This is a genomic window from Helicobacter sp. UBA3407, assembly GCF_949747025.1.
In the GTDB taxonomy this organism is placed as follows: Bacteria; Campylobacterota; Campylobacteria; order Campylobacterales; family Helicobacteraceae; genus Helicobacter_D; species Helicobacter_D ganmani.
Window position 1 is genome coordinate 1 of sequence record NZ_CATKCB010000137.1, and the last position, 10,445, is coordinate 10,445.

General features: G+C 36.9%; 12 protein-coding genes and 1 pseudogene. 7 read left to right on the top strand and 6 right to left on the bottom strand.

Features of this window, described 5'->3' with window-relative positions; translation table 11 throughout:
- Nucleotides 1–194: UvrD-helicase domain-containing protein (locus Q1553_RS04910; RefSeq protein ID WP_300842784.1), on the bottom strand; the 194-nt coding region annotated here is incomplete at its 3' end.
- A gap of 139 nt (nt 195–333) precedes the next feature.
- Here Q1553_RS04910 and Q1553_RS04915 point away from each other — a divergent pair.
- The gene (locus tag Q1553_RS04915; protein ID WP_297570248.1) at nt 334–1,248 is read left to right on the top strand and encodes a LysR family transcriptional regulator; all 915 of its coding nucleotides are present in this window, start codon (nt 334–336) and stop codon (nt 1,246–1,248) included.
- Between the two features lie 87 nt (nt 1,249–1,335).
- On the opposite strand, the gene Q1553_RS04920 is transcribed toward Q1553_RS04915, so the two are convergent.
- The 5 genes from Q1553_RS04920 to Q1553_RS04940 form a co-directional block, all read right to left on the bottom strand.
- Complete coding sequence (locus tag Q1553_RS04920; protein WP_298495578.1) at nt 1,336–2,040, bottom strand: YgjP-like metallopeptidase domain-containing protein; 705 nt, start codon at nt 2,038–2,040, stop codon at nt 1,336–1,338.
- Nucleotides 2,041–2,126: 86 nt separating this feature from the next.
- Nucleotides 2,127–3,386, bottom strand: a complete 1,260-nt coding sequence (locus tag Q1553_RS04925; protein ID WP_245944220.1) for a hypothetical protein — start codon at nt 3,384–3,386, stop codon at nt 2,127–2,129.
- The gene (locus Q1553_RS04930; protein ID WP_298060478.1) at nt 3,377–3,988 is read right to left on the bottom strand and encodes a uracil-DNA glycosylase family protein; all 612 of its coding nucleotides are present in this window, start codon (nt 3,986–3,988) and stop codon (nt 3,377–3,379) included. Before Q1553_RS04930 ends, Q1553_RS04925 begins: the two co-directional genes overlap by 10 nt.
- Nucleotides 3,989–4,229: 241 nt before the next feature.
- A complete protein-coding gene (locus Q1553_RS04935; protein ID WP_115551480.1) occupies nt 4,230–4,817 on the bottom strand; it encodes a peptidylprolyl isomerase in 588 nt (195 codons plus the stop codon).
- Nucleotides 4,789–5,718 (bottom strand): ribose-phosphate pyrophosphokinase, encoded by a 930-nt coding sequence (locus tag Q1553_RS04940; RefSeq protein ID WP_115551481.1) that lies wholly within the window; start codon nt 5,716–5,718, stop codon nt 4,789–4,791. Before Q1553_RS04940 ends, Q1553_RS04935 begins: the two co-directional genes overlap by 29 nt.
- A gap of 123 nt (nt 5,719–5,841) precedes the next feature.
- Here Q1553_RS04940 and Q1553_RS04945 point away from each other — a divergent pair, with 123 nt between their 5' ends.
- From Q1553_RS04945 to Q1553_RS04970, 6 genes and pseudogenes are all read left to right on the top strand, one after another.
- Nucleotides 5,842–7,794: a 6-hydroxymethylpterin diphosphokinase MptE-like protein gene (locus tag Q1553_RS04945; RefSeq protein ID WP_115551482.1), complete on the top strand. Its 1,953-nt coding sequence runs from the start codon at nt 5,842–5,844 to the stop codon at nt 7,792–7,794.
- Between the two features lie 41 nt (nt 7,795–7,835).
- The gene (locus Q1553_RS04950) at nt 7,836–8,435 is read left to right on the top strand and encodes an LPP20 family lipoprotein (RefSeq protein WP_115551483.1); all 600 of its coding nucleotides are present in this window, start codon (nt 7,836–7,838) and stop codon (nt 8,433–8,435) included.
- Nucleotides 8,402–8,926: a hypothetical protein gene (locus Q1553_RS04955; protein ID WP_115551484.1), complete on the top strand. Its 525-nt coding sequence runs from the start codon at nt 8,402–8,404 to the stop codon at nt 8,924–8,926. The genes Q1553_RS04950 and Q1553_RS04955 overlap by 34 nt, the downstream gene beginning before the upstream one ends.
- An 11-nt stretch (nt 8,927–8,937) precedes the next feature.
- Entirely contained in the window at nt 8,938–9,678 is a 741-nt protein-coding gene (locus Q1553_RS04960) for a methyltransferase (protein ID WP_297577961.1), read from the top strand.
- Complete coding sequence (locus Q1553_RS04965; RefSeq protein WP_297570229.1) at nt 9,672–10,040, top strand: YkgJ family cysteine cluster protein; 369 nt, start codon at nt 9,672–9,674, stop codon at nt 10,038–10,040. The genes Q1553_RS04960 and Q1553_RS04965 overlap by 7 nt, the downstream gene beginning before the upstream one ends.
- Nucleotides 10,024–10,445, top strand: a pseudogene (locus Q1553_RS04970) (hypothetical protein); the annotation flags it as partial. The gene Q1553_RS04965 and the pseudogene Q1553_RS04970, both read left to right, overlap by 17 nt.

Consider the following 10,445-nt stretch of genomic DNA (forward strand, 5'->3'; position numbering starts at 1 on the left):
GCTTTATTCGTAAAGGTAAGCGTCAAACAAGATTCCGGTGGAATCCCAACTGCATCAATCAAATAAGCAAGACGCGTAGTAATCGTTTTGGTCTTGCCACTGCCTGCCCCTGCGAGAATCAAAAGCGCACCATCAATGGTTTTGACGGCTTCAAGTTGCGCACTATTAAGCTGCTCTAAAAAAGAATCTTGCATAAAGCCCCTTGTATTTTGGTAAAAACAAAAAGGAAATTATACCAAGTAAAATCTTTGCATCAATGAATATTAAATATTAATATAAGAATAAATTATTTTTTGTTAAAATAAGATTCAAGATATTTTAAAAAGGCTCTAAATGATGTTACGTGATTTTACCAAATTGCAGACATTTATTGTTGTAGTCCAAGAAAAAAGCTTCTCCAAAGCCTCCGCAAAACTTGGTATTTCTCAACCTGCTGTAACACAACAAATCAAATTCATTGAAGAATATTACAATACAAAAATCATTATCCGCAAAAAAAATGAAATTCGCCTCACGCAAGAGGGTGAGATTTTGCTCCTCATTGCGCAAGAAATTCTTAAAAACTTACACAAATACCAACACCAAATAATGCAAATCATTCATTATGATGAACCGATTCGTATTGCTTGTTCTCACACAATTGGACATTCTATTTTTCCTAAATGTCTCCCTACTTTGCAACAAAAAATTTATTCCGACACACATTTCTATATTTCCACTTCCTTGCAAGCCATTAGGGATTTACAAAATAATCTTTGCAATCTTGCTTTAGTGGAATCGTATATTCCTAATGAAGAAATCATTTATCGTGAGTGGCTAGAAGATGAAATGGTTTTGATTAGCAATCTAAGCCTACCTCCGCGACTTATCCGATATGAACAGCTCTACTCTTATACTTGGTTGGGATTAGAAATGACAAAACAAGTGATTCCAGAAATTTATAAATACTTAAAAGCATTCAATCTAAACAGAGAACAGCTAAATGTTAAAATGCGTTTTGATAGCCTCAATGAGATTAAACAATTTATGCTAGAAAACAAAGAATCAAAAATACCTTATATTGCCTTTTTGCCTTATACACAAGTTAAAAGCGAGCTACAATCTCGCATATTTTTTAGCACAAAAGTCCCGGGCGTGAAACTCAAACGCAAGCTTTATCTTACCTATCTGAAAAAATACGCAAACCACCCTCTAATCTGCGCTATAGCAGAACATATTATTTTTAACACCAAAGTTTCATTAAATTAATTTATTGGATTTGCTTTTCATCATTGCAAGAATTGCGTGTGATTCGTAACAATCCATAGTTTTGCATAAGAACAAAATCAATAGACTTTACTTAAAAATTTTTTGATAAAGTCTTGCATTAAGTGAATAATTGGCTTGTAGCCACTCTTGAATGCCTTGAGGATTGTCATCAAATGTCCGCACAAGATTCCAAAAATCCTGCCCGTGATGAGGATAACGCAAATGCGCTAACTCGTGAATTATCACAGAATCAATGCAAAAATACGGCATTAATGCCAAGCGCAAACTAAAGCGAACGGATTGGTCTTTAGCTCTACAACAGCCCAATTGACGATAACTCTTACCATAACAAATAGACTTTGGAAAAAGCTGCATTTTTTGAGAAATTGCATTAATATGCAAAGAAATATATGATTCCAAAGCTTTTTGATAAACCATTCTCAAAAGAGATTGGAGCTTTGACTTTGCCCCTATCGGATTCATTAGCAAATTCTCTTGCATCACCGCTTGCCATAATTGCATAAGAATCGCACAATCTCCCTCAAAGCCAAAATCTTGCAATCTTTTTTGCAAATAAGATTCTAATTCTCTATCAAGCAAAAGCGTCTCAAACTCTACCCACTGCCCAAACAAATAAAATTGATTCAAAGAAATATTCGCTTCTTGTTGCTTGATTGTGTCAAAATGTTTCAAAATCCATTGTAAATTTGTTGCGATAAATTCCTCACAAGCCCTTTTGCTAACATATCTTGGCAAATTCACAATCAAGGTAGAATCCGCGCAGAATCGCATTTTTAAATGCTTAAAATGCCTTTTTTGAACCACTTTCAAAACGAGACTTGGCGGAAAACCAGTAGGTAATTTAAAGTTTTTCAGCATTAAAGCGGCGCGAAACGATTGTTTGTAGGTGTAAGAATCTCAATATTATATTGCACCTGATTGTCCTTGATTCTTTCTTTGAAATATCGTTTAGCACCGGGGGAACTCTTGCGATAAAAATATTCAATCCCAAAAGCCGTAGCATAATTAATCCAATCATATTCCAAATCCACATCTAACAACTTTGCCTGCTCCACAAACAAACTATCCAGCGGGGCAATGGAATTGGCAATAAACATATTTTTTCTATCCCTCTCTTGCGTAATAGAAAGCAAGCTTGGATTGTAGTTGATTTGCGTAGAGTAGATTCCATTGGGGCGAATGCTATTATAAGTCAGCTGCGAAAGAATAATGCTAGAATTTGTAATGGGCGTATTCAAAAAGATTCTTGTTCCTTGTAAAGCTCCCCTTAATGCCTTAATTTCCTTTGGCAATTCAGAACCTTGTTTGAGGCTAAAACTTTTAGAAAGTTGTAAATTTTCATTTGAGGCTTGCGTGTATTGCTGCATTTGCTTACCAATATTCCCAGAATCATAAAAGCTTGCCGCACGAATATGGGGTTGAATCTCGGATAATTTTTTAATTTGTTCTTCATAGCTAATTCCACCAAAAATAAGATGAGAGGAATCGTTAGCATTGGACAAAATTTGAGATTTATGCACGCTTGGAATAAAAATAGACAAATCTGTGCGCATTGTCGCAAGATGATTCGCTCCCTCTTGCGTCAAAACTGCAATCACTTGACGATGTCCCTTAGCATATATTTTTTCTAATGCTGCTTGCAAATCCTCCAAAGATTCTCCTTGAGAGTCAAAAACTTCAAAGTTAAAACCTCCCCTTTGAAGCAAAAGATAACTCAAAATAGTATTCATTGTTGTGCTAGAATAACGTCCAATTGCTTTGCGTGGAAATAGCAAGGCAATATGAAACAAGGATTTTTGCAAACCCAAAAAATAAGGAATTTCCGAAATTTCAAGCTGCGATAAAAACTGATTAAGCTGTTCAATCATTTCTTTATTTTGATTGTTTTCATCAATTTTTGCAATAAAAGAAAAAACCTGTTCTTTTTCTAAAAGTTCCTTTAGGCAGCTAGTGCTACATTTTTGCGATTCCACATTCAGCACTTCCATATTTGGAAGCGGCAGAGGCGAAAGATATTTACCGCTTGCATTTGCAAAAGGAGGAATCACTAATGCACTGATAATGAGTGCAATCCACAGATTTTTTAAACCTCTTTTAAAATTGTTTTTTAATTGCATTGTTTCTCTTCCTTTAATAATTCTTTAAGGTGTAAAAACTCCTTGTGCGCATTGATTTTTAATTTTGGCTGCCTTAGGAGTTGGTTTAAGCTAAAGGTCGGAAAAAGCTTTAAATGATTCCATTTTAGCAATTTACCTTGCACATTTCTATAATCACTTCCATCTTGTGTAAGATAAAAATAAGCTTCTGCTCCAAGCAAAACAAGGATTGGGCTTTGTGTAAATTCAATTTGTTTGAGAAAATATCCCATACACGATTCTATGCAAATTTGTTGAGAATTTTGCGGAATCTCACATTTTAAGAGCGACAAAATAGAAACCTCTTGCAATCTCATATCAAAAACGCGTTCAACGATATTTTTCAACATTTGCGCACTTTTAGAAGCAAAACGTAGCTGCGCATCTAATAAAGGCATAAGTGAGAGAAAAACAAGCTTAGAGTTTTGATGGCACAATCCCGCACTTGGCGAGGAAGTTTTTTGTGCGCACAACTTGCAAGATTCTATTAATTGCCTCAAATCTCCTTGATTTTGACTTTGGAATCTTTTTTGTGTAGGCACTAAAAACTGCGGATTACAATAATCAAATCCAAAAGATTGCAATAAATAGAGCTTTTTTAGCAATAACGCTTGATGGAGTGTTTGCAAAATATCCCCAAATTTTTAGAAAATAAATAAGAATTATAAGACAAAAAGATTAAAATACAATAACATCAACAACAAACCGAATTCTTATGTCCTTGCAATTCGTGGCACACGACTTACAAAGCAGCTGTGCAAACTATGTGCGAAGCTATGCAATGCACGCACGCTTTGAACTGCAAATCCATAATTTATTACCGCTTCATTGCATTGTAGTATTTTGAATAACATAAGCTTTTAAGATTTTTTGTTCTTTGATAGGCTTATCTTGCGAATTAGTCGGAGTATATTCTATTTTACGCAAAGTTTTAAAACTCTCCTCTTTAGAATCCTCACTAATCTCGCCAAAAATCGTGTGCTTGCCATTCAAATGCGGAGTGCGCGTCGTGGTGATAAAAAATTGACTTCCATTCGTATTTTCCCCAGCATTTGCCATTGCCAAAATCCCCGCCCTATCAAACGCATAACCTTTTACAATCTCATCTTCAAAATCTTCTCCCCAAATAGATTCTCCTCCACTTCCTGTGCCACTTGGGTCGCCTCCTTGAATCATAAACCTGCGAATCACGCGATGAAAAATCGTGCCATTATAATAGCCTTCGTTGGTATGTGTAACAAAATTTTCTACCGCTTTGGGTGCAACTTGCGGAAACAAATCTAGCACAATCTTGCCCGAAGTAGTTTCCAAAACAACTTGAATCTTTTGCGATTCCATACTTTGCACATTTTCTTGTGCGCATAAGATTCCTGCGCACAACAAACTAAGCAAAAAGTGAATTAACGCTCTCATCTTTATTAATCCTTTTAATGACTTCAGCAAACAAAGGCGCAACACTTAAAATCTTGATTTTTTCACAATGTTGTTTTAAAGGAATCGTATCTGTAACAATCACTTCATCAATCTCACTTGTTTGGATTCTATCATAAGCCACTCCGCTAAAAACTGCGTGAGTGCCAAGCGCAATCACACTTGTTGCACCTTTTTGCTTAAACGCACTTGCTGCCTTTACCATTGTGCCCGCAGTATCAATTATATCATCAATAAGTATCACATCTTTGCCCTCAACATTTCCAATCACATTCATTACTTCACTTTCATTTGCCTTTTCGCGTCGTTTGTCAATAATGACAATGTCCAACCCCAAAAGTTTAGCAAAATATCTTGCGCGCGCCACTCCGCCAATATCCGGACTTGCCACAATAGGATTCTTGAAATTCTTGGAGATAATGTATTCTTTAAAAACAATAGAACCATAAAGATTATCCACGGGAATATCAAAAAAACCTTGAATCTGTCCAGCGTGCAAATCCATTGCAACAAGTCGCGTAATACCTGCACATTGCAACAAATCTGCAACCAATTTTGCGCTAATAGGGACGCGTGGGGAAGCTTTGCGGTCTTGTCTTGCATAACCAAAATAAGGCATAATGATATTAATAGATTTTGCCGAACTGCGTTTGAGTGCATCAATCATAATGAGTAATTCCATTAAATTATCATTCGCAGGAGCGCAAGTGGATTGAATCACAAACACATCTTTCCCTCGCACACTTTCACAAATACGAATCCCAATCTCTCCATCACTAAAGCGCGTTACTTCCGCTTGGGATAGCTCAATATCCAACTCTTTTGCAACGCGTTGAGAAAACTCTGGGTGCGCAGTTCCTGTAAAAATCTTGTAATCTTGCATAAGCTGCCTTTAAAAAAATTTCAAAGCACATATTATAGACTACAAACTCAAAAATTTTGCTTTTTTGTCTTTGCTTTTTAAAATTTTTGCTAAAATGTGCGCATTAAAATTTTAGGAATCGCAATGACAAATCAAAACCAAAAATACAGAGGAATTTTAGAAGTCTTAAAAAATAGCAGTTGTGAAGAAATTGAAGCCTTTGTAACCTCGCGATTCCACCAAAACCTTGCCTTTTTTCAAGCCGATTATCCTAATTTATTTGAAAGGCTACAACAACCCGCAAAAGAGTATCAACTTTATATTGGAAAAGAGGGAATCAACATTCTTAATTTTGCACAAAATAGCTTTCTTTTCCCTTTAATTGATGGCAAATCAAGTATGATAGAAGTGCATCAAAATTGCGCTTATAATCCTCCAATTAATGAGAAATGGAATCGTATTTATGGCACGCGCGCAGAAATGATGAATGAAAAATTTCCTTATAGTAGCATTTTAGTCAATGGAATCCTTGAATTTGCCATAGACAATGGCGGGGTTACCGCCTATCACTTGCCAAGTGATTTTTTGCCAAGCCTCAATCTCTTTGGCTTAGGAGGAGGGATTTTTTTGCAGATTTTAGCAGAAAACTATACGATGATTCATAATTTCTTTATTTTTGAGGAATCCTTTGATTTGTTTAGAATTGCGTGTTTTTTTGTGGATTTTGCCTTGCTTTTTAGCAAAACCGAACACAGAGCGGGTTATATTTTCTTAGAAAGCATGATGCACAGAGATTATATCAATCATTTCTTTTTAACGCGCAAAATCAGCACTTCTATCGTGCGCTTTGAACTGATGATGTATCAAACTCCGCTCAATCAAAGCGTGCGCGGAATCGTTTTTGAAATGCACTCACAAATCTTGCGCGGTTGGGGAACTTTTGAAGATGAAATGCGCGGAATCGTCAATAAACTAAGCTTTCCTCTTGCACCTATGCTTTTAGAGCCTAAACGCGTTAATGCTCCTATTTGCGTCATTGCAAATGGTCCTAGCCTTGATTTCTTGCTTCCTTTTATTAAGCAAAACCAACACAAAATGATTCTTTTTAGTTGTGGAACTGCACTAAAACCGCTTCTTAAGGCAGGCATTACTCCAGATTTTCAAATAGAAATTGAGCGACACGATTATTTAGATGAAGTATTAAAAGCCGCACCATTAGGAGAGATTCCATTACTTTGTGCAACCGTGTTGGACAAAAAGGCAAAAAGCCTTGCAAAAGAAATTTATCTCTTTGAACGCGACGGCTCAAGTGCCGCAAATCTCAATGCACCGCGTTTTAAAGTGCGTTTCACCGCGCCTTTGGTAGGCAATGCGGGAGCATCGCTTGCAAGTTATTTGGGGAGTGATGTGATTTTGTGTGGCTTGGATTGTGGATACAAAAAAGGTGCGAAAAAACACGCACAAAACTCCTATTATGAAGAGGAAGAGGCACGGATTCCAGAGGACGCCTACCCTGTGGCGGGAAATTTCAGCGAAGATATTTATTCTGACGCTCTTTATTCTCTCTCACGCACCGCTTTAGAGGAAGCTTTTAGGGCATTAAAACCCTTTAATATCCTAAATCTCAATGACGGAGCAAAAATCACAGGCGCACAAGCTGTGCATTATCAAGACTTTGAGCTAAAGCCTATTGACAAAGCCCAAGAGATTAAAAACCTTAAATCTCTTTTTAAAGACCCGCTTCAAGGAGATTTTTACACCAAAGAAACACAAAAGTATTTCTTTGAGATTCTTGCATTTAAAAACAAAATTCAAGACAGCTTCAAAGTCAAGGTAGAATCCAAAAAATCCCTTTTTATCGCGCTAGACAAAATCTTTGAAATCATTTCCAAAGAGGGACAAAACAATCCTTTTATTGGGATTCTATTTGGTGGGACTTTAAGCCATTTTCTCTATGCTATTGCCCTAGCAAGCTTGCATTTGCCTCATAACAATATGCAAAACCTTTGGCAAAAGGCACAAGCACTCTATATAGAGGGCATAGAAGCAATGATAACTTATTTGCGAGAAGTGCTTTTGTCGAAAGTGGAACACTAATTGCTTCAAGATTTTTATCTCAAATGTCAAAAAGGATTGAAATGACAAGAAAAACATCTATTTCATTAGTTTTAGCGGGAACGCTTTTAGCAGGTAGTTTATTTGCAGCACAGCAAATTGATTCTGTATCCACAAGTGAGACCATTAGCCCTATTGGCAAAGCAGGCAATACAGTGGTGGCAAACTCAAATCCTCAAAGCCCTTATGCAAGCTCACACGGAAGAAACTCTAACTCTCCAGCAGGTTTGCAAGGTATTGAAGTAGGAGGCGACGATATTGTGATTCCAAACGCGCCAATCATCACTCCTTCAAGCATTATTGAAATTAGCGCAATTGGTATGGGTGTCGCACCAGAATCTACACTCTCTCCAGCACAAGCTCTAGCATTAGCAAAACGCGCAGCAATCGTAGATGCTTACCGACAAATCGGTGAGAAAATGTATGGAATCCGCGTCAATGCACAAGACACCGTGCGAGATATGGTGCTTAAAAACTCAACCGTGAAAACAAAAGTATTAGCGGTGATTCGTAATGCAGAAATCGTAGAAACCGTTTATAAAGACGGACTTTGCCAAGTCAGTATGGAACTTAAACTTGACGGAAAAAGATGGTATCGTATCTTAACAGGCGAACAATTCTAAGTCTCGCTTTCTTAGGACTTACTCTATTTGTAGTTTTTGGGTGCGCAAAAACGCCCCAAAACATACAAAATTCTACCTCCAAAACAATCTTTTTTTCCACAAAAGACTTCAAATTCTATGATTTAGGATTTATCAAAACCTATCCTAACCACACAACTTTAGAGATTTTCAATGCAGGTGTTTTGCTACTTCAAATGGAATGCTATGCAAACAAAGTTTGTTTAAATCAGACCTGTTATTCTAAAGATTCTTTTATGCGGCGACTATTAGGAGACAGCCATTTTGATGACCTAGATTTACAAGCTGTCCTCTTGGGCAATGAAATCTTTTTTGGACAAAACAAACTCCCCAATGCAAGCGGTTTTACACAAAACCTCAAGCGAGGCAACCATTCTTTATCTTACCAAGTGCAGAGTGATTCTATCACCCTACACATTCAAGATTCACAAAAGCAAAAGAAATTCTCGCTAGAAATCAGCACACTACCCTAAAAGAATCCACAATGCAAATCTATCAACCCAAAAATGGCTATTGTTACAACAGCGATACACTCTTTCTCTATGATTTCGCACTTCCTTTCTTGAAAATGCGTCATCATCTCTTAGAAGTTGGTGCGGGTTGCGGAGTGCTAGGTTTATTGTGCGCAAGAGATTCTAAATGCAGACTAACAATGATAGAAAAAAATCCCAAAATGGCGGAGTTTTGCTCACACAATCTACGGATAAATCACACCAAAGCACATTTGATTTGTGCGGACTTTTTAGAATACGATTTCAACTCCCAACTAGCCCAAAACACAAAATCCCAAAAAACACATTCTACAACCCAAGTAGCTTTTGACATTATTTTAAGCAATCCCCCTTTTTATCACGACGATGTGATAAAATCCCAAAATTCCGATATTTTTAGCGCGCGTTATGCCCAAAACTTACCCTTTTTAGATTTCGCTCGCAAAGTGAATTCCCTGCTCAAGCCCACAGGAGAATTTATTTTTTGCTACGACGCAAAAGCTATTTTTCATCTCTTTTGTGTGTTACATTCTTACAAAATTCGTCCAATTTGCTTGCGTTTTGTTTATCCAAAGCTAGATAAAAGCGCAACTTTGGTATTGTGTCGTTGCAAAAAAAATTCTAAAAGTCAATGCAAGATTCTGCCTCCGCTGATTACCCATATTGACTTAAATTTCACGCAAGAAGTGCTTGAGATTTACAAAAAAGCCAAAACTTGGAGTATCAAATGTTAAAAGATTCAGACTTTTCCTTTGGCTTTGATTCAAGCAAATGCGAACAATGCGGAGGCAAATGTTGCACAGGAGAAACAGGCTATATCTTTGTAACACCGCAAGAAATACAAGGAATCGCACAATTTTTAGGCTTAGAGTTTGACACATTTTGTCAAAAATTTGTCAAAAAAGTTGGCTATCGTTATTCTTTATGCGAGATTTTAGAAAGCAATGGTGCGTATTCTTGCGTGTTTTTCAAAAATGGCAGATGTCAAATCTACCAAAAGCGTCCTGCGCAATGCGTGCGATTCCCTTTTTGGGATTGCTACAAAGAAGAATGGGCAGATTTATTAAAGGAATGTATCGGTGTGGTCAAAAAATAAACTTTTGATAAGTTTCAGTATTGTTTTAATTTTAGTTTTAGGGCTTGTAGGTTGTCTTAGGACAAATGATTTTAAATTCTCTTTCGTGAATACAAATTTTCCAGAAAACGAGGAAGATATTTATATTATGCAAGGTTATGCGGCACTAGATACACAAGACTTACAAAATGCCAAAGAATCCTTTGCCAAAGCTTACGCAATCCACCCTGACAAAAGCTATCTAAAAGAGATTCTAGGGATTCTAGTCGCGCAACAAGATTTTGAAAACGCCAAAAAACAAGCGTATGAATATCTAGCAAAATACCCCAAAGACGACGATGTGCGCGGAGCATTAGTAGGGATTCTTACAAGCACCAAAAGTTTTGATGAGGCATTAAAAGAAGCAAAAATTCTCATCTCTTATAA

Coding starts and splice junctions, on each gene's coding strand:
- Q1553_RS04915 (WP_297570248.1), top strand. CDS start 334: ATGATGTTACGTGATTTTACCAAATTGCAGACATTTATTGTTGTAGTC.
- Q1553_RS04920 (WP_298495578.1), bottom strand. CDS start 2,040: ATGCGATTCTGCGCGGATTCTACCTTGATTGTGAATTTGCCAAGATAT.
- Q1553_RS04925 (WP_245944220.1), bottom strand. CDS start 3,386: ATGCAATTAAAAAACAATTTTAAAAGAGGTTTAAAAAATCTGTGGATT.
- Q1553_RS04935 (WP_115551480.1), bottom strand. CDS start 4,817: ATGAGAGCGTTAATTCACTTTTTGCTTAGTTTGTTGTGCGCAGGAATC.
- Q1553_RS04940 (WP_115551481.1), bottom strand. CDS start 5,718: ATGCAAGATTACAAGATTTTTACAGGAACTGCGCACCCAGAGTTTTCT.
- Q1553_RS04945 (WP_115551482.1), top strand. CDS start 5,842: ATGACAAATCAAAACCAAAAATACAGAGGAATTTTAGAAGTCTTAAAA.
- Q1553_RS04950 (WP_115551483.1), top strand. CDS start 7,836: ATGACAAGAAAAACATCTATTTCATTAGTTTTAGCGGGAACGCTTTTA.
- Q1553_RS04955 (WP_115551484.1), top strand. CDS start 8,402: ATGGTATCGTATCTTAACAGGCGAACAATTCTAAGTCTCGCTTTCTTA.
- Q1553_RS04960 (WP_297577961.1), top strand. CDS start 8,938: ATGCAAATCTATCAACCCAAAAATGGCTATTGTTACAACAGCGATACA.
- Q1553_RS04965 (WP_297570229.1), top strand. CDS start 9,672: ATGTTAAAAGATTCAGACTTTTCCTTTGGCTTTGATTCAAGCAAATGC.